Genomic DNA, 24,075 nt, shown 5'->3' with positions numbered 1-24,075 from the left:
CCATCCTGTGCCTATGGCGGGTTACTCGAATGCTGCTGCCGGATCTACGGCATTGGGAAAGAGCCGAGACCATTCCAGTCGGGCGCATTGATCGGCATCCCCCAGTTGTTCTGATTCTCGTATTCTGGCGCACTAGGCGCATGCTGCACGCCTACGCACGCGCCCACCTTATGCCCCATGGCTTGCCCCTCGCATGCCGCCTTGGCTGCTGCTTCCAGCTGAATGGGATGACGTTGCATTACCCAGTCAGCGGCTTTTTCCGCTTCTGCGAATGCAGTCATGAGTGCCTTGGGATCGTCAAGAATCGCTTGGCGCCACGAACTCAAATATGCTGCGGTTCTGGCCATAGTCTCCGTAGATGTGGCGGCACAAGCCAACCCAGCTTCCGAAAGTAGGAAGCAGCTAGCCGTCTCCGCGACCAGCTCTTCTCTCTGGTATGAGGGTGATCCATGTACCCCACTCATGGGGCGCGCAAGGCGATGCTTGGCGCCAGTGGCGTGGGATACTTCGTGCAGCAACACTGAAAGGTATTTGTCGCTCGCCGCCTCGATTACATGGCCGCTGGCGTCCACTGTGTCCTTAAACTGCGCGCGCGCGGGGATCGTGATCGAGTCCGTAGTGATGGAGTAGTACGCGCGATTGCCAGGCGTGTGTCTGACGGGCACCCCCATTTTTTCGATCAGCTCTTCCACTTGCGAGCGCACTGCCCACACCGGCTCTGGCTCTGTCGCGGGTAGCTGCGGCATGTTCGCGATGGCACTGGCTGGAAAGACCGTGTAAGACCGCAAGTAGGGACGCCCACGCACAATGTCGAAGATGGGCTTGCCATCGCCGTCCATCCGGGGACGGCCCGCAGCATCCAGAGCGGGCGTCTTCTTCTCCACAAAGCCGAACTTGTAGATGGGCAAGCCGCGCGCTCCTGCTTTGACATGCGGTAAATCCTCTGGCTTCACTCCTTCATTGGCCATGCTCGCCGCCATGGCCTGTACCTGGCGGTACGTTATGAATCGCGCATCGGTCCATCCGTTGGCGAGCATCTCGCACATCAAGCTGAATCGGTTGAACCCCGAGAACGGCAGGCCGCTATGTGCGCTGTATGGTCGTGAATGGCCGCGTGGCGCCACCCACGGCTTTTGCCATATAGAGTTGCCAGCATCCATGAGTGCCACGATGCGTTCCGCAGCATCGCGGTATATCTGGTTGGTGATCTGCTCCATCGTCTTTTTCTTGGAAGCTGTGGGCGCACCAGCCTCCGATTCCGCAAGGGTGGCACCTGTGTCGGGCGTCGATTCGTCAGCTGGTACGGCGGGGGATCTGGCAGGCTTTGGTTTGGGCCTGCGCGGTCTTGGTTTCTTCCTTGATGCCACGGGGGCGGTGGTCTTCCTTGGCTTCTTGGGTTTTTCTTCTGCGACAGCGCTGAATGCCAGTGCGTCGATATCGGCGTCGTTGTCCATGTGGTTCTCCTGGGGTGGGTTGACCGTCCCAAGCTAGCGAACGCCGATATGAAGATCCACCAATTCGCATGTGCTGCGGGCGACGAACGGTATGCGTGTCGCTTAGCCAAAAAGGCGTTGACGCATCACTGCACACACAGCAGGCCTGGGAGCTGATGCAGGGCCTCCGGTAGCGTGCGTTTTGATGCCTGCGATCTGGAAGAACGCCACAGCGGCCCAGCACAAAAACAGGGCCAAGTGGTGAACGCGGACTTTCGCGGTGGATGTGGGGCGGTCGCATAAGTGCATGGTGTCGGTCCTTCGCCCATGACAGGACCGAACCATGAACTGACCGCACAATGTTCAACGCGCTGTCTCCCGCACCATGCCTACAACTCAAAGCAATCAGCATGACGCGAGCATGCGAATGGCGTGATGGATGCGAAGTTGAGAGGCACGAAGAGACCTATTTGCTTTTGGCCGCTTCCACCGTTCTGAGGACGGCGAAGCCGCGTAAGGCAATGTTTTTTTACAGCTCAAACGTACCGATGGCTGTGTCATCTCTTTGCTTTGCAAGAGTGGCTTTTTCAGCTGCCTGCCGTAAATTTTCGGCTTCTTTGGATTGCATCGCAGCACTGCGGGACTGCACTTCTGATTGCGATTGCTGAGCCACCGCTGCCCAATGCGCGGATGTCCAGTCAAACGCAGAAACCTTGTGGGGCTGCACTTCGGCGAACAAGGGCTGTAACAGTCGCTTGACCCATGCCCACAAAAACTGCTCCATAGCGTGCGCCATCAAATCACCGCCGCCAGTGGCAAGTTCACGTTGAGCGCGGCCAGATGAGGAATGCCCACGTTGATGTTGAGCACGTTGAGGAGCGGTGCTTCGGCTTGCGTTGAGCCGCCAGACATCGTGTTGCCGGGCGCTGTCGGCGGCTCCCCCTCGGTGATCGACAGGGTTAGGGCGGGGTTTTTCCCGGCCATTGCGATGCGAATGGGTGCGTCATCGCCCTTGATGACTACGTTGCTGACAGTGAAGGTGTCGTCGCCGAACACAATACCGCTGGCCAGCCGCAGTCCCAAGGGCTTGTGCAGCAACGTCATGGGATGCGTCTCTGCCAATACCGCCTGTCCCGGACCATAGAAGAACGCGACAAACACGCGCCTTTGTCTGGTGCTCGCTGATGGCGGTGCAACGAGATAGCCGATAGACCTAATTGGGGCCGGGGTGGGGGGCACCACGTAATGCAGTGCGCGCTGCGAGTTGCCCCAGTCAGCGTACCCGTCCAGCGCATTGAACGGCGCGTAAGAGAAACTCATCTGCTTGCCCAGGTTCATAACCTCAGGGAAGCTGCCATTGGGGGAGGGACTGTTTGCCAGCCGATCCCAAAACTTGCTGTCTGGAATGCATTGCACCCGGAAGGCCTTATCTGACATATTGAACTCCTTGAAAGCACGCGAACGATCAGCGTGCGCGCGCTTTCAAGCTAGCAGTAGGTGCTCTGGCCAGACAAGCATTTATGCCGTTGCACCCGGCGTTGCGCCGTTGTCGCGCGCAGCGGGATTAACGTGCCATGGATTTGGCAGGTGTTCGGTTGTCAGATGCGCAGGATAGATGCAGCCAATAGCCTCGCTTTGTGAGGGCTCGGGCGTAGCCGCTTTGGGGCCACGCAGGTCGCGCGTCATCGACATCGACGGGTTGGGGTCATGGGCAGCAAGGGAATACTGCTGGGAACGACGCAGTGCGAACCAAGCTGGTAAGTGCTTGCGGAAGGCCGCCAGCTCACGGCCTTGCAACGTCACTTGCTTCTCCTGCCACCATGCTGTCTGCCATCCACTGTGATGCTGCGCATGGCGCTGGATGTCCCGTTGGAATTCGCTCCACAGGTATTCCTTGCCCATCGCCTTCATTGCGATACACCGTATTGGATAGTCGGCCAGCTGCCAGTCGCTGAGTGCCATCCGCACATTGCATTCGGCCTGCACTTCCATCTGGGCTTGTGCAGGCAGTGCACGCGATGCCACGGCATGGCCCGCATCCACCACGCAAGCACCCAGCACCGATGCAACAACGTGCTCAAAATGACTGCGGTGATCAGGTGGCACAGCATTCAGTGCGTCGGCAAGTTTGTGCTGCCGACGTTTGGCCGCGAAGACAATTTCGCCAGTGATCAGCGCATCCAACAATTGGGCTTGGTTGGCTGGCCAGGTATCACCCGCCAGCAGTCGGTTTATGCGCTTGGCCAGGATGTCTGGGGATATCTTTTTTTCGATGCTGCGCGCGACCTGCTGACAGGTTCCCACCAGCGCGGCCATATCGGTAATGAGATAGGCCAGTGGTGTGAAAGCATCGGCGTAACTCAGAAAATCGGGCTCCGGCGAAGCGCCGCTCGCGGGCATAGCTTGCTTGTCCGAGTCATTCGGCGAAGCGGCAGCCGCACCGGCCACCATGCTATCTATGAGATGCAGCACTTCGGGCTGAGATGAATGCGCCCACGCTCTGGCGGCTGTCGCAATGTTCGCCATGCGCGAGCGCGGCACCAGCTTGCCAAACTCCGAGATCTGCTCGGGCGACCGGCTAACGACCCAAATCAATTCCTTGACTAACAGCGCGTCGAGCACGTCGCCGCCAGATTTTTTATCCAAGCGCTTGTATTGGGCAGCGAGTGTGGGCCAGTTCCACTGCCGTCCCAATCCTGCGCGAACCCGTCCCATTGCCAAGAATATTTCGTCGGCACCCGGCAGCTCCGTATGCAGGTCGTTATATGCCGCCAGCGCTTCGACCGACGTTGACGGAGGGGTCGGTGCAGCGGCGGCTTGGCGCGATTCTCCAAGCTGATAGTGCAATGCCGTCATCAGCTTTCCCGCCTGCACACCGGCCACCAGGCCATTGCGCGCTTCCGCACGCCGACGCTTGCTGCGTTGTTGGTAGACGGTTTTGATGCGCCGGTTGTTGCGCAGGCGGCCTTCGCGTTTGGCTTGGTAGGGTGAGTCGTGGTTGCCTGAATGCTCGGGCCCAACATGCTTCGTGGGCTCTCTGTCTATCCCTAGATCGGCATACGACTTGTGCGTTACGCGCTGAGGCAGACCAGCTTTTTCTAACGCGGTGTTGATGTGCTCGGCTAAGCACTCGCGCGTTTTGTAGAGCAACGCGCGCTGCCGCCAGCGGTTGTTCTTGGCCCCGAATTGGTCCCCCTCGATGTTGCGCGTGGTGGCCATGGCGTGGAAGTGCCTGTTGCCAGGTTTGTCGTGCAAGGCCCAAGTTACGATCATGCCCTCGCCCACCAAATCGTTGACGAACGCGGAAGCGATAGCGATGCAGGCATCAAGGTCCAGCTGGTTTGGGACGGCACCCTCCCACTCAGCAAACAAGACGGCATCCTTGCGGGTTTCCCTCCGTTCAATGTTCTCCCAGAGCGCTAACGGATCGCGCATCCAAGCGGGTGCGTTGGGTGGTGCTACCGTCTCCGAATGAACCACTTCCGTTTTGTTCGTGGAGTTGTAGACCCGGTTGTTCAACGGGTCGAAGACCCTGGCCCCTGCGCGATAAGCGTATGCGCGCAGTGCTCGCAGTTTTTTGTTCTTCTTACGGGTGTGCCATTTGGCCGTGAGGTGGAAAATCGCCATGGGTATCAACCCGCGCTGCTCGCGCACCCGTTTGGCCGACCCCGGCCAATGCGGGCAAATTGACACATGCAGTCCGCCCTCGGACAGCATGCGGGAGCCGTGGGGACGCAGGACAGCACGGGGCGAAGCCCACAACAGAAGTTGACCCGACAGGGGCCAACTTCTAAGTGCGCTTGGTATCCAGGTACTGGATAGTGAATGGCGTCTTGGAAGTCCCATGCACCCAAGGTACATGGCGCAACCGAAATTGCAAACAATTGGGAGGTAGCAATGCCGGGTGTCCGGCAGCTCTGATTCAGCATGTCAAGAAGTTCGTCGTCAATGCGCCCTCCAATCGAAGAGCTATCGTTGGGCTATCGACGGTGTTCTCCGAAAAACTCAACAACCTTGCTCAACTTCAAGACTCAAAAAAGTTACTGACCGGCGTGTTGGCATCAACACATTTTCAAAACATCGTCGTTTAAACGCCATCATGCCGCCGTCCGTCTTCGCAGCCAACGCAAAGCAGATCTAAGCTGCGTGCCGCAAAGAACTGTCAATGTTGTAGCCCGCCAGCCAGTCGGCCCACACTTTTAGAAATTCGACGAATGCAGCCTCTTCCACGATAATTACTCGGTAAGCGTCAGTGCCGCGCCCATCCGCAACAAACGCCATGTGGGTGACGCGCCTGCCTGGTGCTTCGTCACCTTCTTCGTTCAGATACACCACATTGCCATGCGCCAGCGCATGCCGCAGCGTCATCAACACGTTTTCAACGGTCTGCGCTCTGATGTCGTTACGGGCACCAGGCCGCATGGGGTGCCGGTCCAGGGAATCGCTCCACTGCGATGGATGGTCAATCCGTCTGGTGATTTCCGTGAACCTCCACCTTCGCAGTAGGTCGGGTTCACGCAAAAACGTCTCCCAAAACAGGCCTCGTTTGAGCTGACGCAATGCCCGCACAAAGGGCTGCGCGGTGTCCACTTCGCTAATCGCATTGGTTGGCTCACCCCTATAAGTGGCGGTGCGCTCCAAGGGGATCATCAACAGTGGCATCGCCACCATCAGCGCGAAACTGGTGGTCAGGTCTTGCTCCTGTGCCACCGGATACATTGCATCCAAGAGCCGCCTCATGCGTTGCGGCACCTCCGTGCAAAAGCGCTCAGGTGTCATGGTCCGCCCCAATACAACCACTCATATGACACCGCCTTTGAAAACTTCGCTGCGATGCCAGTCCAAATAGGGCGCATGCTGCGGGTGCAATTTGATCGCGATGGCTGCAAGGCCAATCGGACCACCCAAAATTTGCAGAGCTCTTGGCGGTAGTCTCGGGCTGGCCTTCAACGTTCCGTTGGCCTCCACGGTCACCAGTCCAGCATCAAATGCAGCGTCCCAATGCGCAGCCAGCAGCATGCCGTTGAAAACGTCAAGCCGCTCGACATCGGTACTGTCTGCCCATGGCTTGGCGTGACTCGCGCGAAGCATTTCAGGCACGTCCAAACCCGTAATGGCGCACTTGCCTCCCCACAGTGTCATCAAGCCTTCGCGAAACAGGCCTTGGCCGACTCGCTGCTTTACGGTTGCCTCACGTTCGGTCGCTCCGATTTCCTGCATCGCCTTTTCAAACCGTTGCTCCAATGCATTGGGCAACGCACGGGACAAGTTCCAAGCCTGATTCAGAAACTGCTCCAAGGCTGGCGCGTCTGGAATCGAAAACAAGGCGGCCATCGTCGGGAGCCCGGTAGGCATAGACGAAGGCAGCGCCGCTGCATGGGCAACACCAAGCGTTGCCACCACGCTGGGCATTGAGAGCGAAACTACAAAGCCGCCCGCTTGACTAGCCCACGCACCACAAACTAGCGGCGCATGGCTGCTGCGGCACAACACAGCTTGGGCCATGTCTTCCAACACGTCAAACCCAGCCTCGCGCGCGGCCTTGCGCACATAGTGCCGCACCAGCAGTGGCAACGTGGGGGCAATTGGGAACTGGGTCATGCCAACTGCCCTGCCTCCATATGGTCCCAGGCCTCCATCACCAGCTGCCGCGTGCGGTACACCCCGAACTCGCGTTCCTCGGCCCTGCGCAGGGCGGCGAAAGTCTCAGCGGTGCAGTCGGGGCCGAGCACGTCGCGCGGTTCCAGCAGGTACCGCATCTCGTCCCGCGCCAGGCCAAACAGGTCCCGAGCCACCACCACGTTCAGCTGAGCCGCCAAGCGTGCGCGCTCTTCGGGGTCGTCTGATGGCGTCAGGTTTAGCCCTGCTAGCGCTGGCTCACGCTGAAGAGCTCGGAGGAAGTCGTTCATCTCGGTGCCGGCGCAGGATAGGCGCGCAGCGAGGGCACACGCATTTGCCGCGAAGTCGCCGACTGGAACGTGACGCGGGAAAGGCAAGGAGGCAAGAATCGACATTGACATCGTCAGCGATACCTTCATGCGCACTACGAAGTCCATTGCGAGTGAGTTAGCAACGCCCAGCCAGAGCATCATCACCGAGGAATCGGCGGGCTCGAACTCGATGGTGGGTACCTTGTGCCCACACACCGTGTTGGGTGGAATAAGCGCCGCCATCAGGCTGCGCTGGTCGTCGGCACGAGCCACATCGCAGAAGCCAATTCGGTATCGACGGACTCGGTCACCAACCTTGTTCGGTAGCTGATCCGGCAACACGCGCCACTGCGGCCGGATGCTCTTGGCTGGTGAACCGAACGCCAGCGGCTCCCAGGTGACGTTGCGTCCGTGCCCGGACAGGTAGCCTTTGGCACGGTAATCATGGTGCGTAACCATACTGCCCTGGTAGAGAGGCCAGCCGCGTGCGTCGGTTGTGAACAGCGCATTGTCGTTACCCATGTGGACTTCGGCCGCAGGAACCCACGTCGGGAGGCCATCAATCTCGTCGCCCAGCCGTGGAAATCGCGAATACATCTTGCGCGCGATATCGATCTCGAGCTGGTTTGAGAATTCCATCACCGCCAGCGCCTCGGGCGAGAACTCACGCAGAAGCGCAACCGGCAATCGCAATGGCCGCTCCCGCGCCGCCTGAAGGCGTACTTCGGAATTGATGGCGAATGCCGCCGGGAACTCCGCTGTCGCACCGCCGCGCCAGGCGCAGTAGAGGGTGAATTTCATTCGAGTGTCGATCCCGGCAAACCACACGCGACGGGTGTTCTCGAACCCGTACAGTGCGCTGACACGGAACTCATCAAATAGCGCAGCACGGATGCCTGATGCGTTGGCACCGTTGTAGAAGTTCTCGGGCACGATCTGCGCTGCCACGCCGTCAGGCGCCGCAAAGCTCAGCGCCAGCTCGGCGAACTGCCGGTATACGTTGAAGTCGCCCTTGCCAAGGTTGCCTGCCGCGAACATGCGGTATCGCCCACTCTCCTTGATGAAGCGGACGGCTGCATAAAGCTCGCGGCTATGGCGCTCCCAGTCGTCGCAGATGCCGGGTAGGTTCAGCAGCTCTGCGATGCACGCATGCTGCTCGGGCGGGCTCATGCTGGCGATGTCGGGTGCGTGCTTAGAGAAGAACTCCTTGGCGTCCGGGCTCATCGTTTCCCACGGCGGATTGCCAAGCACCAATGAGAACCCGCCGCGCTTGAACACCTCCGGAAATTCCAGCGGCCAGTGAAAGAAACGGTACTGACGGCACAGGGCCTCGGTTTCCTCGGCAACATGGGGCTGAATGCTTGCCGGGTCGGCCAGGAAGCGCCAGACAACGTCCGACGTCGGCGTGCGTTCCCGACCCTGGCGCTCGACCGACCTCTTGACGCTGAAGAACGCTGCAGTCCAGAGGTCGCATGCGCGCAGCAGACGCCAAGCCATCGTGCCGTCGGCACGCGCCTGCTCGAAAAGTTGCCGTTTAACCTCTACGTCGGCAAGACCGTGGTCGTCACTGCTGAGACGGGCGAGCACAGCGTCCAATTCCTCGGGGATGCCAAGGTTTAGTCCGGCCAGTGGCAGCGTGGGTCTGGCGCGCTCACCTGCGTTACGCCGTTTAAGCGCAGATGCTGCCTCACGGTCGTCCACCAACGCGCCAGTGATGCCGGTGTCTGCCAGCACGTCCTTCATCGGTGAGAAAGCCTCGGCAGGTATGCCAGAGCGCAGTACCGACAGATCGTGCACGCCCAGCAGTGCGTCGCCGCAACGCAAGTGTGCGTCGAGGAATCCGAGCGGCCGCCCGGGCTCGACACCTTCAAGCCATAGCGCCACTTTACATAGCTCGATCGCCATGGGGTTGCGGTCAACTCCGTATACGCAGTGGGCGATGACTTGGCGCAGCGCATGGCGATAGTCAGCCGGGCTCGGCTGGCCGTTGCCGTTCATTTCTGCTGTGATGCGGGCTAGGTGCTTGGCAATGCGTCGTGCTGCGCCGAGGAGAAAGTGGCCGCTGCCGCATGAGGGATCGACCACGGTTAAGGCCAGCAAGGCGTCGATGGCGCCCTGTCCGCTTGGGTGTGCTGCTAGTACAGGCGCAATGAGGGGTTCCAGCGCTTCGTCCAACAGCAATTCCACCAAAGTATCGTGGGTATAGTGACTGGCACTGGTCTTGCGAGCGTTTCCACGGGTGGCTGCACCTGTCTGGAAACTGAACTGTCGATGCTCATTGCTGAGATGGGGCACCAATTCCAGCAAACTTTCGTAAATGCTGCCCAGCTCCTCCGGCCCCATGTCGCGCCAGTTAACGCGAATCAGTGGGGCATTTGCACTTTCGCGCAGCCAGGTCAGGTTAAATAGCGCTAACAGCAAGTGCCTGTTTTCCAAACGGCAAGCATCAAGAGTGGGACACTGCGTCGATTCAAACAAGCCTCCTAACGGGGGCAACGCGAGGAGAGGTTCGCCCACAGCGAGCCCTTGCCACACCTGATTCATGGCCTGCCATAAATCGCTGTGGCGATCATGGGCGCTGCGACGCACCGAGCGCTCGCGCAAGCGCCGCAGGCTATACCCTTCGGCGTATAGAGTTACGGCATCTGTATCTGCATCTGCGCGGTGCAGAACCTGCCGCTCTTCCACGGTTAGTAGAAAAATCTGACGGTATACCAACCGCAGCAGCTCCCGCAGGTAGTCCTGTGGACTCAATTTACCGCTGGCCAGCGCCTCGCGCAGCGCTGTGTTACCGGGATGGCTGACAAAGCCTTGGCCAAGCGCTAGAAGGGCGGCCTCCACGCCGCTGCGCAATGTTTCACGGGCTCGGGTGCCCTGGTCTCGACAGGCATTGCGCCACTGCTCCAATGCACAATCCAGCGAGGCCGTTCCTTGGGCACCAAAGCGGCTGGCATGTAGCAGCAGCCACAGCACCGAAAAGTCAGCGTAGCGGTCTTCGATGAACAAGCGTTCCAAGTCCACTTCTACCCAGGCAGGGCGGGTCAAACTGGCGTTGTCGCGCGCAATACGCAGTTGCAATCCGTTGATGGCCACACCCCACAACGAGTCTGTCATAGCGTTTAGGCTCTCTTGCAGCAAGCCAAAGGCACTGCGGCGGCGTATGCGTTCGCCGGAGTTGTCCCCCAAGCGGTTATGGGCGGTATCCAGCGCCTTGGCTTCGTCATACGCCGACACCACGACGGGCACCCGGCCATTCAATGCGCTGTAAGGCACGGGGTAGTTGCGCTCGTCTACCACCACGGGCGCGGTGTGCTGAGTGAGCTGAAAGGCAAAGCACTGGCGAAGCAGCTCGGTAGACCATTGCTGAGTAATGCCCCAGGCATCGTGGCCAGGCAGATTGCGGGCTTGGTCGAACTGCCGCCACAGACTCTGTGCTGAGCGCCAAGCCAGGCCGATCTCCTCCCGCACGTTGAAGCCAGCGCGCACGGCATAGTCAGCGTCAGATTGAACCGGCGCTTGTTGGGAGGCTACCTTGCCCAACCATTCGGCGGTAAATAGGCCGCCCTCTATCGAGAGGGTGTCGGTGTTCAGTGAAGATGTGTTCTGCGGCATAGCTCAGATATCCAGTGGGGGCAGCAACACGAACACGCCAATCACGTCCACCGGCAGCAAGGGGGTCACCTCATAGCGGCCACGCGACCGGGCGGCTTCGCGCACGCGGCGGTGGTCCGTCAATAAGGCATTGGCACGTTCGCGGGCGAAGGCTTCCAAAGTGGGTTGCCACTGCGCCCATTGGCCCAGAGCACTCATCACGCGGGCTTCGCGGGCGCGGTCGTCCAAAGTTTCGGCAGGTGGGGCAGCGAGCCAACTTAACGGCTCGTCACCGGCAGTGATATCAAACCGCTGGCCGCCATCGGCGGAGCACAGGGCGACGGCGGCGGCTTCTTCCACCAGCAAGGTGTCTCCCCCACGCGCATCCACGCTACTCAATTGGTGGCGCAAGCGCAGCAACAGAATGGTGGTCTGCACGGTAACGGCAGAGCTGACCCAGCAGCCAGTGCGGCCCAGCATGGCGGCATCGCTATTGGCGGGGTCGGCATCCAGCCCGGCTTCGGCCAGCGTACGCTCCAATAGGCCTTCGGCCAATGTGCTGATCAGCGGGTGGCTGCGGTGCACAAAGCGGGTGCCCACGGGCGGTGGCAGGGTAAAGCTTAGACCCACCATGCCTTGCAGGCCCTCGCCAATCAGTCGCTCCCGCAGGTCTTCCGGCAAAGCAGCAAGTGGCGTGCGCCAACCACGGTCAGCCTGGGCACTGCGTGGCTCCAATGCGGAACCCAGTCTGCGCAGGGCACGGCGGGCAAAGCGCTGCACATCCTCCGGGTCACCCAAAGCGGCTTGCATCTTCTTCCACTCGGGAAGCACTTCCTCGGGTTTGATACGGTTTTGGGCAAACACGGCGCGGTTGCGCTTGGCGCGTTCTGCCATGTCGGTCCAAGCCACGTCCATCTGTTTGACCTCTGGCATGTCCTCGAAGTCGAACAATTCCATGTTCTTGTTGCGACGCGAGCCCAACACAGCATGCATGAGGGCCTGCGTCAACGAGTGGTCGTCATCCGGCAGGGGTACTGATACGCCCAGCTCTTCCTTGATTTTCTTGGACTTGCGCAGGATGACGCGCAGCACCACGGCATCCACCGGGTTATTGCGGCCATACATCAGCGTGGCGCGCACCACGCGGCGCTCTTGGCCAAAACGGTCTACACGGCCTTCACGCTGCTCGTGGCGCGTGGGGTTCCAGCTCAGGTCATAGTGCACCACGGCACTGAAATGCTCTTGCAGATTGATACCTTCGGACATGCAGTCGGTGGCAATCAGCATCGGGCGGTCGGCCTCGCCCAAAGCCATCACAGCGGCCTTGCGTTCTTCGGGTGCCAGTTCGCCGGTCACAATGCCCACCGTGACACCGGGATAGCGGCTTTTGAGGTGTTCGTACAGGTAGTGCGCAGTGGCGATGTAGCGGCAGAAAACCACGGGTGCAAAGCCGGGTTTGAGCAAGTCTTTTTCGAGGTGAGTGCGGAGGGCCACCAACTTGGGGTCGCCGCCGTCAGCGGCCAGGCGCTGGGCTTGGGTAATCAGGTCTGCCAGTGCAGGCTCGGCGTTGTCGGCAGGTAGCTCGGCATCGTCGTCCGGCATGGCGTCTTCTGCGCCGTCAAACACGCGGTCACGCAAGGACTCTTCGTCGGCTTCGGTGATCTGGTTAGACATACGCGTGCGCAGGGACTGCAATGCCGCCGCTGGGCTGCTGGAAGCGCTACGCATCAGCGCCAAGGTGCCCCAGAAATTGAGACGCTGGCGACGCTGGTCGGTGCCCGCACGCTCCACGATCTCGGAGCAATAGTCCAATACCGAGTCGAAAAAATGGGCCCACGCGCCGTCTAGCGAGTAGGGCAAGTCTGAGGTCTCGCGGCGGGGGAACACACCCTCGTCGTTCCACTCAGCAATATCTGGCCGTCTGCGTTGCACGAAGTGCAGCGCCAGGCGGGCGCGCAATGCCTCACGGGCGCTGCCAGCAAGCGTGGCAAGCTGCAAGAAGTCGGGGTGCAACAGGCCCAGCAGGTTGTTGAAACTGGCTTCATCGCCGGAATGCGGGGTGGCCGTGAGAAATAGCATGTGCCGCTCGGCATCCGCAGCCAGTAGCCGCAGCAAGTCGTAACGCTGGTGGCGGCCTGCGCCATTGCCTGCGCATGTGTGGGCTTCATCCACGATCACCAACTCAGGGCAACGGGTAGCGAAGTCGCCACGACGGCGGTCACTCTTGATGAAATCCAGACTCACCACGGTGTGCGGGTGCACCGTGAATATGTTGTCAGTGACGGGCAAACCACGCTCCAAGCGGGCTGCGCTGGCAGCCGTGACGGCCACCGCCTTGATGTGAAAACGCTCGTCCAACTCTTGCACCCACTGCTCCACCAAGTGGGGTGGGCACAGCACGGCGAAGCGCTTTATCTCGCCCCGGTCCATCAGCTCACGGGCAATCATGCCTGCTTCGATGGTTTTTCCGATACCCACGTCATCTGCAATCAGGAGGCGCACCACTTCCTGTTTGAGCGCCATCAGTAGCGGAACCAACTGATAGGCGCGCGGCTGGAATGCCAGATGCCCAAAACTGCGGAAGGGACCAGCGCCACGGCGCAAGGACATCAGCAGGGCATCGCGCAGCAATAAGGCGTCTTCATGGCTAGCAGCCTGCGCAACCGATGGCGGCGGGAAGTTGGCGGCCACCACGGGGTCGTGCACAGCTTCCAAGCGAGGGGACACAACGGCCACATCCGCTTCACTGCCAGATAGGGGGCGCAAGCGCAGCCGGTCGGGACTGCTGCCAGGCAACACTATCCATTCACGGCCACGGGCACGCACCAAGGCCCCAGGGGGGAAGTGCGAGCCCAAGGGCTCAGACATCACAGCACTCATCAGTACGAATCCTCAGGATAGTTTTTGGGCCAACTGTGCAACCACAGCGGCTTGGGCCTGCGCGTCATCCGCAGGCCATACGAATACTTCAAGCCCTCGATCACGCAACGGGGCAGGATCAACGTTGTGACCGACCAAGGCAACACGCTGGGCACGCCAGAGTGCCAGCACCTCGGTGGTGTCGATGGGCTTGCCCACCGCAGTAGGCTCCGGCAGACCATGCGCTGCGGCATTGAAAACGCCCTCTGGCAACGCGACGGGTGTAGCGTCAGTCGGGTTGCCACTGGCCAGGGGAGCCGTATCGGCGTTGGTAGTGCTCGCGAGCTCATCAGATGCGGGCATCAAATGGGTACGCACCACTGCAAGCCGCAGCAGCAATGCACGGGCGGCAGCGTCACGGCGGTCAATCACCGGGTGGTCTGGCTGGTTGTAATAGGACAGCACACAGCGGTAGCACCCCGCGACACACTGGGTGCCTGGCACATCATGCAGCTCATCAAGCGCGGGAAGTGGCTGCCCAGCGAGGGGAATATCGAAGTGCATGACCTTCAAAGCGGCCCGTGCCACATTGGCCAGGGCATTTTCGTCATGGACCAATCGCGTCAATACCCCTGCGCCACCTTCGGTTGCTTCGTACAGCAGCACGCCTTTGCGCGTCTTGCGGTCAGGCAAGGGCTCGGCCAGCAACTCGGATTCTTCCAACTGATAGACCGCCTCAACGCCACGCTTGATAGCGTATTGCAATGTGGCAATGGTGACCTCGGAGGCCCCTTCCTCGGCAAGCTGAAACAACAGCGCATTCTTGCGGTCCATCACCCATGGAACGATGGGTTGATTCGGTGTGACAGTGGGGTCTGCATCGCGCCCGTCATCCTCGTCCATCTTGGCCCATGAGCCATTGAGCGGATTAACCATAAAACCGTGCTGCGTCGGGTCGGCACGGCGGCGCAAGCCCTTGTTCAAACGGCTGATTTCAGCACCTGGTCCGTAGCGGAGCGTAGCCACAGAGCCTTCCGCATCTTGGGCACGCACCACGCGGACATCCTGCTGCCCCCCCTCTCGGCGTGCCCACCGGAAGATGGTTTGCAAGTCAAACCCTTGGCGCTGGCGCTCTTCGTCATTGACTGTGATGCGTTCAGCGGGTGAAGTACGGACATTTTCAATGCGGTAGAGGTTGAGCACCAAGTCGCTGTTGTCCATCAGCAAGGCACCGCAGGCACGACAATGGCTGCGGCCCTTGTCCGCCGGGTCAGAACGAAAGTGGGCACCCCCACAACTGCGGCAGATCACGGCAGTGTCGGTGTTGAGCAAGCCACCAGGCGCGGCACCTTCGCCTCGTGTTGAAAGCTGAGCCGCAGTGACGCGATATGCCCGACCCTCGTGGTAGACCAAACTGCGGGGGCCAAATTCGGACAACGCCAGGAACCGGGGGCGCTGCAAATAGGCCCCCTTGGTACCTCGCTCACCACTGCCAGGAATGAAGGCTGTCAATGGGAGGCGTGGGAAGTTGTAACCAGGCAAGAATGCTTCGGTCGCAAGATACCGGTAGGTGTAGAAGTCACTGGACAGGCTCTCTGAGCCGCGCTGCAACAGATTAAGCTGGTCAATAGCCTGAGCGTGTAACACTCGGGCGGCATCGCGCTCCCGCTGCGGCAGGTTGTGCGTGTCCATGGTGCGGCGGGATTGGTCGCGCTGGCGGGCAGCGCTGCGGAACAATTCGCGCCAGCGGTCAAACGCATCATCAAAGCGGGTAACTGCTTTGTCCACAATATCAGCGGTAAGCGCATCTGTACCGTGGAACCAAGGCGCATCCTCCGGCGTGAGGTCATCTGCCAGCAATGCCAAAACCTGTTTGATCCGCTGCACGGCAATGGGTGGGGTAGCCGGGTCAGACAACGAGCTCACCACGGTGTCATAGAGTGGCAGATCTTTCTGCTCGTTAGCCTCCACCACTTCGGCAATGGCAGCACTCAACGGTGCGTTGGTGGCCGCAAGCCACACGGCCTGCAAATGGCTACGCACTAACTCTTCATTGCCCAGGTCCAGCGTGGGCGCGCGAACCTCGCCATGCACCATGGCGGGTGGGTCGGCAAAGAAATATTGGTCATGTGGACTGCGTGCGGCGCAATAAGTGAGCACCAGCGCGGGCATGCCGCTGCGTCCAGCACGGCCACTGCGCTGAGCGTAGTTGGCAGGCGTGGGAGGCATATTGCGCAAGTACACGGTGTTTAGCGCTGAGATGTCCACGCCCAACTCCATTGTGGGCGAGCAAAAGAGCACCGGGAGGAAGCGGCCACGCTCTCCCAACTCGGCGAGTTGCCGCGCGTTGGTGGCCAAGCGCTGTTGGTCTTCGTCACCGAAGCGAAAGCGCATTTCACGCGCTTCGCGGCGGTCTTTGTCCACCTGGGCTGTGTGCTCGCGGGCTTCAAAGCCGAAGTAGTGGTAGTCCGAGTTGATGGCAGCGGCCAGGCTCTCATACAGAGCTTTGTAGAAGGCGTTATCCATGCCACCACGGGCTGGCCGTCCGGTGCCTACATGGAACTCAATGCAGGCGTTTTTGAGGTGCCAGCCCAGGGAGGTGCCAAATGGTGTGGGGACCTCGGCCACCAAACCAGCCTTGGCCGCTGCGCGCAACATGTGGCCCAACAGGACCTGATAATCACCATGCCGAAGCTGGCGCGCCTCGGAGCGCCCGCCCCATAGATCAGGCTTGCGTAACTCCCGACCAATTCCTGAAAGAAAACCAGCGCGCAAGAGCTTGTCTTCGTCGGCCATTGAGTTGTCGCGGCGGGCTGGCGGCGTCAACATCAGGTAGCGGGCGCTGCGCAGCTGCTCTTCACGACCAAAGCCCCATGGGGCGCGAAGCGTATTTATCGAGCGTCCCCGCAATGTGTCTTGCTCGGACGGGTCCAGTACTTCGGGGTCCAATGCAAGCGCTTGGCGCATAGCATCCAGAATGATGCGGTAGACGTTCTTGCGGATCTGCGGAGAGGCGCCTTTCAAAAGCTGCGGAGCATCGGCAAAGCGGGCCTCATTGGCACACAAGTCGTCAAGACCCACGTACTCCACGCGCACAAGTGCGAGCTGTTCGAGGTTCGGGTTGGTAAAACGCCAGCCCTTACGCTGGTCGAACCATGCGCGATAGGCCAGCACTTGGCGCATGGCTTTTTGCGCGTTAATGAAGTTGGCCCCTTCCAACTCAGGGTCCATCAGCCATTCTTCGCGCAAACCCTGAGCGCCTGGTCTATCGAAGCCCAACGACTTGAAGACAGCTTGCCCTAAGCGGTCGGCAGACAATCCTTCCGGCCCCGCTGCGCGCACGGCACCGAGGAAAGCCGAGCGAAACAGACTCACAAATAAAAAGTCGTTGAAGTGCCCTGCCTGCAAGGCCGCATCTTGGCGGTTATCACTGAACCCCAGCATCTTGCGCCTGGTTGCAGGTATGGCCTCCTGCGAGTGCATCCAGCGCAACACCGAATGGGTCAACAGCGTGGTGGCCGAAGATCGTCCTTCGGATGACAGCGCGGCCAATCTGTTGTTGTCTTTGCCCTGTGCTGAATGGACTGCCTTGCACATCAAACAAAAGCGGAATTTGCCAGGCATGAACCACGCATAAGTACCCGCACCCACACGGCCCGTGGGATCAACAGCAATGCGTTCCGCTCGATTCTTGCGAGCATCCGCTTTGAGACGGATGGTTCCGTGCTTGTCCTCTTCCAGCCAAGAGTCCGGATAGTCCTCGTCGTTCCCGGAAAAATCTAACGACCCATCCGTGGGCTCTGGCATCAAAAAGCCATACTTTGGTCGGTCAGGCGCCTGTTCCTCGGCATCGCGGTCCAATTTGGGTGGCACATCGTCGATTTCGCGCGGCAGAACGGTATGGCCGCCGTCTTGTTGCAAAAAGACTGGGTGGTATTCTTGCCCGCAATCGCGACAGAAGTGAACGGGGTAGAGTCGCTTTTCAGGGGCGCTCGGCAGGTATTGCTGGGCGTTGACGGTTACCGTGCGGGTACCCGCCGGGTCAATGGTGGCGTATGCGGAACCGGCACCGGATATGAACTGGTGCAGCTTGAAGGCAAAGAAGCCGCGCTTGCCGCTGTTGTGACCCGCAAGGCGGTCTTCCTCGGCCATCGAGGAAATGAGCAGGAAATTGCGCAACAGCTCCGCACATTTGTCTAACGGCTGACCGGTATCGTCTGACAGCCATTGCGTGGCGGTTTGCAGCGTTTGGGGTCTGGCACGGACCCATTTGGCACCTTCCCAGGTAATGCCAAGGCGGGTTTCAATCCATATGGCCAGCGGGTGCTCTGCCAGCTCGGCATCCGTGATGGTGGCGGATACGCCATTGTTGACCACTCGCACGAGCGGCCCCAACACCGTGCCTGAGTGAAGTTCAGGTGATGTGGCGCGAATCAGCGTCTCGCCAATCACGTCCGACGGCAGCACAGCCGTGCCAAACAACTTGCTGGCGACTTTGGCCACGGCGGAACGGCGGTCTTCATCAGAACCGCTGGCCATGGTGGCGGACGTGCCAATGCACTGCAATCCGCTTGGTGCCAGCAATGCCCGTATGCGGCGCACCAACAGCGCAACGTCTGCACCCTGGCGGCCACGGTAAGTGTGCAGCTCGTCGAGCACCAAGAACTGCAAGTTCTGGCAGTGGCCGATGACCTTCCGATCTGTCTCATCCTGACGTGTCATCAGGTATTCCAGCATCATGAAGTTGGTCAGCAAGATGTCGGGCGGGTTCAATGCGACATCGCGGCGGGCTTCCTCCCCCTCCTGGCCCGTATAGCGCGCAAAAGTGATGGGCTGTGCGGGAGCGAGGTGTTTGAGAAACTTGTCCAGCTCCTCCATCTGGCTGTTGGCCAGTGCGTTCATCGGGTACACGATGATGGCGCGCGTGCGCTCGGTGCTGTCGGTCTTCTTGGCGCGCAGGATGGCGTCAATGACGGGTATGAAAAAACACAGTGATTTGCCCGAGCCAGTGCCAGTGGTCACGACGTAGCTGCGCCCATGCTTAGCGGCGGTCAATGCCTGAACCTGGTGTGTGTAAAGGTTCAGCGGCTGCGCAGGTGCATCAGGAATTCGAAAAATCTGAGCAGTGGTGGGATTTATGGATCCATCTGCCGCCAGAGCATCCACATTGCCACCGGGCTCATAGTAAGGCGTGATTTGGAGCAACGGCTCAGGCCAGAATTTGTCCTGGGCGTAAATGGCGTCTATCTGGGCCTTCAAGTCGGCGGCACGTATTTGGGTAAAGGAGCGCGCAAAACTTGCGTAGTCCTCAACTACCTGCTGCCTCAGGTCAAAGACATCCATGAACTCTCCCTCTTAGTAGTCTCCGGGAGACTTATGAACAAACGGCGGCAGAGCGCAGGCACAGTTGGCCCTGTCGATGGGGTTCGTGCTCTTTTCCCGCCACTCTTTGGTTACATCTTATCGGAGTAGCGTGCGCAGCTAGCCAAGGAAATTGCAGGCGCGGCTAGCCTAGGCCATCACGATCCGTGTTGGCCAGTTTTGGGATGAGCCATGCGGCAAAGGGGTGTTGTGCCTGGCAGATGCGTGGTGGCGCGCCTCGGGGGCGTGTTTCGCGACTGGCGGGGACAACTTCCCTTTTTGAGCGGGTACTTTCTCAGTCCAGGTCCAGCAGTCCATCCAGCGCGAAAGCTTCGGATGTCTGGACGCCCGACAGAACGTTACCGATGTGTTTAGAGATGTCTTCACCGGAGGTGCCAAGGCTGTCGGCGTTTTCCAGCAGAAATGCGAGACCTGGAAAAAGCGTGCTGGCTTTTTCGAGTGCTTCCTCGGTGATTTCCGCGTGTCCTGAGTGCAAATAGGCATACGACAATACGCGCAGGATGAAGTCGGCCGGAACAGTGTCATAGTCAAAGAGAGGGCTGAACCTTCCCCATCTAAACATTTGACGGCCTTGCCAGAACCAGCCGCTATTCCAGTAGGGACTGGGCATTCTGTATGGGATATCCACCACATCGAGCGCTGGGCCATCTTCTCGGTGCATTAAGCCTCGCTGGAACCACATGTTGACATCGAACGACATGACTGCGGGACCGCCATCACGGTGTCGCAAGCCGTGTTGCCACCACTCATCACATGCTTGATCTCCTTCGCCATAGTTGATGACGGCGGCAGCACCCTCGCGATGAATGAATCCGTCTTCGCACCAAACATGCGTGTTAGGTCGGAGATCCAGGATCTCATGGAAGCTGCACCCGTTCCATGAGGCAACCTTGACTTTGCATGAATTCGATTCCGCGACATACAGAGCGGGGCTATCTTCCGTGCTTTGCAAGCGACCATGCACCCAATGCTCCTCAGCGCCATCATCAAAGCGCAAGGCTGGCTTACCTACCGCGTGCAGCTTGCCGTGCGCGTTCAATTCTCGGCTCGTTACTGAGGAGGGTGAAAACAGTCTCTTCCCAAGCGAGAAGAGGCGACGCGGTTTGGGCAACTGGATATCAGGATTGAGGCTCTTCATTTCAGGCAACCTTCCTCTCTGCGGTCAGATTACCGACCTGATTGCCAAACATGGTCCAGCCTTTGCGCTGTGCGCGACTGAACAGCTCAATGCGGCTCACGGCGGGGTACAGTGCTTCCAATCGCTCATGCACTACGGTGGGTTTGGCGCTGTGCACTGTTACCGGTGCGCTGAAAACGGATGATTCCCTCGCCTTTTTGTCCAGGATGGTCAGTCCCGCGCCACGCTTGCCAACCAATAGCAATTCGTGATGGATGGTCGCCGTGCCACCACCGCAATTGAGTTTGCCGCCGCTTTTGTGCCATACCCAGTTCGTGGAGTAGTCGAACCCCCAGGCTGCCATGACTTTGAGGCCGTCGGGCAGCAATGAAGCCGGGCACCACATGAAAAGCATGGCATCGTCCGCCGCAATCTCTTCGACCCCCATGTCACAGATAGCCGCAACGGTCATCGTCGGATACTGATTGTGCGGAATGACTCTGCTGTGTGATCGGTCAGCAGCCATGCCATAGTCCCAGGGAGGATCAGCCAAAACGATGGAATGGCGTGCACCGGTAGGCAGTGCCAAATTATTGGCACTTGTGGACGCTTGTTTGACCAAGCGCAAGTTACGAGATTCTTCGCCTAGCCGTTCCTTCACGCCAGCAGCTACATGCAGCGCCTCGCGTTCTTTCTCTGTCGTCTTGGCTCGCAAGCCCGTTTTGCCAGTCTTAGCTGTTACATAGGCCTCATTGAGCGTCATGCTGCCGTTGTGAACACTGTCCAGCAGAGCAGTGTGATTACCAAGGATCAGATGGCATGCCTTCTGGACGGCATCTCGCGTTACGCCAAACAAAGCCGCAGCTTCTGCTTGGGAAAGAACGGCCCCAACATGCTTGGCTGCTTTAGTCTGGCCCGGCTTGCGGGTTGCGAGTTGCGCGGCCAGCAGAGCCAGCTGTCCCGTCCCTAATTGGCGGCGATTGATGTTCGCGGCGAAGGTCGCACTGACAGCCTGCGCGTAGTCGCAGCTCAATCGCTTGAACACTGGTTCAAGGCCCAGTTCTTGGCATGCTTTGAGCCGGTGGCGGCCATCCACAATGCGGTCGTTCCATACGATGATGGGCTCTTGCTGACCGTTTCGTTGGATGCTAGCTTTCAGCCCCAAGAATTCGTCGTGCCGCATCGGCGGGAACTCTTCGCAGCAGGGATCGAGGGTCAACGCAGTGTGCGTCTTGTCAGCGGCTACCGCTGAGACGCATTGGCCAGCGGAGGGAGTGTTTTTTTGTGTCGAAACGACAGGGTTTTGGCCGCGATTGGCCAGAGAAGAAGTTCGCATGAAAGTGCTCCAAATGGGTTAAACCCCCGCTTGCGTTGGCAAGCGGAATGAAGCGGCGAAACTGGGTGAGGTTTGGCCGCGTTAGAGCGGCCGTATGCGCGCAGACGTAGTCTGGCGAGGGAAATGTGAGGTAGAAATGGAGAGCGAAAAACTCATGCCGGTAATGTAGCTTTTCGCGCCCCGAACGTCAAGCGATTTTCATGCCAGCTAGTTTTCATGTCGCTGCTGCCGGATGTCAGGTGGCAGAGCGCAGAACGAGGGGATCTCCACGCCCATGGCCGTAGCATGGCATCAAATTGATATCACCCTCTATCCTTGGCTAGTAACGTTTTATCCCCCAAGATGCGGCGTTTCATCAGGGGGGGATGCCTCGGCGCTCATCGTAGCGACGGGGCTTCGCCCCACACCACCATGGTTCGTCTTACTCTCTCCTTGGTGGTCTTAGAGAGAGAACACAAGCTCATCAGAATCCAAGCTGGGCGTGGCTTCCAGCGAATCGGCGGTGGGTGTGGCAGCGACCGGGGTGGCCGTTGCAGCAGTTTCGGTGGGCGTTGCAGCGGCTTTGGTGGGCGTTGCAGCGGCAGGCACAGCAGCAGTCAAATCCTCCTTTGCGGCTGGTGAGGGCGTCGAGTGCTCGGCCTGCGCGGCAGTACCCGCAAACAGGGGCTTGCGCACTAACAGGTGCCGCCCGTCCTCACTCAATGCGCAAGACCAGCCCACCAGTTGGCCGACCTCCTGAATGGCCTTGCGCAGCGTGCGCATCCTGTCTTTGCGGATGGCAGGCGTTGCGGGCGGCTCGCCCCATACATTGATCAGCAGTTTGTCGAGCGCTACCAGCTTGTGCTCCCTGAATGAGGCCCAGGCCGTGAGCCAGGCATGCAGGCGCTTGGCAGGCTTGCTGGGCAGGCTGCGGTGCTCGCGCATGTTGACCCAGGCCACGCCCTCGTGTTGGTGGGCGTGTAGCCCGGATTCGAGGTTCAGGACGACCCATACGTCGGTGTCAAAGCACAGTAAACCCAGGAACCTGCTGTGGCCTTCCTCTGCCACGGCTCCTGCCTCGAACGTCTGGCGTTGCAGGGTGGTGCACGATAGTCGGGCAAGGGAAGCCAGCATGGCCTTGGCGTTGGTGCCGGTTCGGGTCAGACCAGTGCCTGCGGCGAGGTCTGCGGGCTTGACGCGAACCACCGGCAGCGGGGAGTTTGCCCACATGCCGCTCAGCCCCAGCGCTTTCTTGAAGGCTGCATAGTTCTCGTGGCCGGGCGCTAAAAGGTGCTTGCTCTGTGCCATGAGCTGGCACAGGTGAAAGTACACGGCCTGGTCGGTCATATTGAGCGCTTGTGGGCTGCGCGCCACGTAGTGCATCTGGGAGCCCTGAATCTTGGAGGTGAAGTGCACTTCCAATGGCTGGGCCGGGGCGCCGTTTTGTGTGGGCCTGAACAGACCCCGCGCGAAGATGGGCGCTTGCCAGACTGGCGCGTGATCCATGTAGTCCACGGCATAGCGCATGGTTCTTTTTGCTAGACGCCTCTGGTCGATGGGGCGATTGCGCGCGTGGGTAGTTTTGCTGGGTTGGGATGGTTTCATGTGGCTCCTTGAAGTGAGTGAGCCACCAACCTAGCAAACGGGTGGGCGTTTGAGCAAGTGAATGGGGGGGGCAGCCTGAGTTCAGGTAGCAGTCCTTGCCGAAGTCCCGGGTGATGCGCGGGCCTTGTTCTCGTCTCAGTTGTCGCCCGCATCCGAAGATGAGAACAGCGCAAAGAGCGCGATGGCGCCCATTTCTAGCATGCTTTTTGACTTTCCCCTCCTGGGGTGGATCAGTCGGCCATGCGGCCAGTGCCTTCCCACCACGGCGTGCGGTGCGAAGCGGATGCAGGCATGGAGGGCGTTATGAGCGGAACGCCATTGTCGTCAGTGGCAGGCGGAGACTTGCCGAAGGCCTCAGGGTTGTGAATGGAGAAAGAGGGCGCTGTGGGTGGCTCAGACTGCGTGGAACAAGCAGAAAACGCGAAGGCTAAGGCAAGGATTGCCAGATTTTTCATGAGTGATGTCCTCGTAGATGATGGCGGCACTGTGCCGGTATCGACATGGATCGTACATCAATTAGTCGCGTTACGACTATTCCTGAGGCGACTTAAAGATGGGTGTATGTCTATATCCCTGTACCACGCCGATTACGCCGGGTTGCGCGCCCTATTGAAGGACGTGCGAGTCAAAGGTGGCCTCACGCAGGTGCAAATGGCCGAAGCACTGGGCGTCGGCCAGTCCTATGTTTCTAAGCTCGAAAGAGGTGAAAACTTCGTGGACGTGCTGCTCTTTGTGCGTTGGTGTCAAGCATGCGGCATCCCGGCTGGGCAAACATTGGACAAGCTGCTTCCGGTGGATAACTGACCGATAGGGGGCGGCACAAACGCGTAGTGCAGGTACCAT

Annotated in this window: 13 protein-coding genes; 1 reads left to right on the top strand and 12 read right to left on the bottom strand. The window is 59.7% G+C overall.

Annotated features, from left to right (window positions below; genetic code table 11):
- Positions 1-44 precede the first annotated feature (44 nt).
- The 12 genes from C8C95_RS01245 to repC form a co-directional block, all read right to left on the bottom strand.
- Positions 45-1,454: a zincin-like metallopeptidase domain-containing protein gene (locus C8C95_RS01245; RefSeq protein WP_116747376.1), complete on the bottom strand. Its 1,410-nt coding sequence runs from the start codon at positions 1,452-1,454 to the stop codon at positions 45-47.
- 508 nt (positions 1,455-1,962) lie between these two features.
- A complete protein-coding gene (locus C8C95_RS01240; protein WP_133246203.1) occupies positions 1,963-2,217 on the bottom strand; it encodes a hypothetical protein in 255 nt (84 codons plus the stop codon).
- 11 nt (positions 2,218-2,228) lie between these two features.
- On the bottom strand, positions 2,229-2,870 hold the full coding sequence (locus tag C8C95_RS23465) for a hypothetical protein (RefSeq protein WP_133246202.1): 642 nt from the start codon (positions 2,868-2,870) through the stop codon (positions 2,229-2,231).
- 81 nt (positions 2,871-2,951) lie between these two features.
- Positions 2,952-5,150: a MobA/MobL family protein gene (locus tag C8C95_RS01230; RefSeq protein WP_165836501.1), complete on the bottom strand. Its 2,199-nt coding sequence runs from the start codon at positions 5,148-5,150 to the stop codon at positions 2,952-2,954.
- Between the two features lie 420 nt (positions 5,151-5,570).
- Positions 5,571-6,212: a hypothetical protein gene (locus tag C8C95_RS01225; protein WP_133246201.1), complete on the bottom strand. Its 642-nt coding sequence runs from the start codon at positions 6,210-6,212 to the stop codon at positions 5,571-5,573.
- A 21-nt stretch (positions 6,213-6,233) separates the two neighbouring features.
- Entirely contained in the window at positions 6,234-7,034 is an 801-nt protein-coding gene (locus tag C8C95_RS01220; RefSeq protein WP_207780556.1) for an HNH endonuclease, read from the bottom strand.
- On the bottom strand, positions 7,031-10,975 hold the full coding sequence (locus C8C95_RS01215; RefSeq protein WP_116747371.1) for a restriction endonuclease: 3,945 nt from the start codon (positions 10,973-10,975) through the stop codon (positions 7,031-7,033). Before C8C95_RS01215 ends, C8C95_RS01220 begins: the two co-directional genes overlap by 4 nt.
- A gap of 3 nt (positions 10,976-10,978) precedes the next feature.
- Positions 10,979-13,681 (bottom strand): helicase-related protein, encoded by a 2,703-nt coding sequence (locus tag C8C95_RS01210; RefSeq protein ID WP_347707478.1) that lies wholly within the window; start codon positions 13,679-13,681, stop codon positions 10,979-10,981.
- Positions 13,682-13,846: 165 nt separating this feature from the next.
- Complete coding sequence (locus tag C8C95_RS01205; protein ID WP_116747369.1) at positions 13,847-19,156, bottom strand: DEAD/DEAH box helicase; 5,310 nt, start codon at positions 19,154-19,156, stop codon at positions 13,847-13,849.
- Between the two features lie 313 nt (positions 19,157-19,469).
- Positions 19,470-20,333, bottom strand: a complete 864-nt coding sequence (locus C8C95_RS23460) for a hypothetical protein (RefSeq protein WP_133246200.1) — start codon at positions 20,331-20,333, stop codon at positions 19,470-19,472.
- A 1-nt stretch (position 20,334) separates the two neighbouring features.
- On the bottom strand, positions 20,335-21,648 hold the full coding sequence (locus C8C95_RS01195; RefSeq protein WP_116747367.1) for an MT-A70 family methyltransferase: 1,314 nt from the start codon (positions 21,646-21,648) through the stop codon (positions 20,335-20,337).
- Positions 21,649-22,089: 441 nt separating this feature from the next.
- Entirely contained in the window at positions 22,090-23,232 is a 1,143-nt protein-coding gene (gene repC, locus C8C95_RS01190; protein WP_116747366.1) for a replication protein C, IncQ-type, read from the bottom strand.
- Positions 23,233-23,793: 561 nt separating this feature from the next.
- On the opposite strand from repC, the gene C8C95_RS01185 reads away from it, so the two are divergent.
- Entirely contained in the window at positions 23,794-24,036 is a 243-nt protein-coding gene (locus tag C8C95_RS01185; protein WP_116747365.1) for a helix-turn-helix transcriptional regulator, read from the top strand.
- The last annotated feature ends 39 nt before the right edge of the window (positions 24,037-24,075 follow it).

Source organism: Acidovorax sp. 99, assembly GCF_003096455.1.
Taxonomy (GTDB): Bacteria; Pseudomonadota; Gammaproteobacteria; order Burkholderiales; family Burkholderiaceae_C; genus Acidovorax; species Acidovorax delafieldii.
The sequence above is the reverse complement of the archived record's forward strand: the minus strand, read 5'-3'. Positions and strand labels throughout refer to the sequence as shown.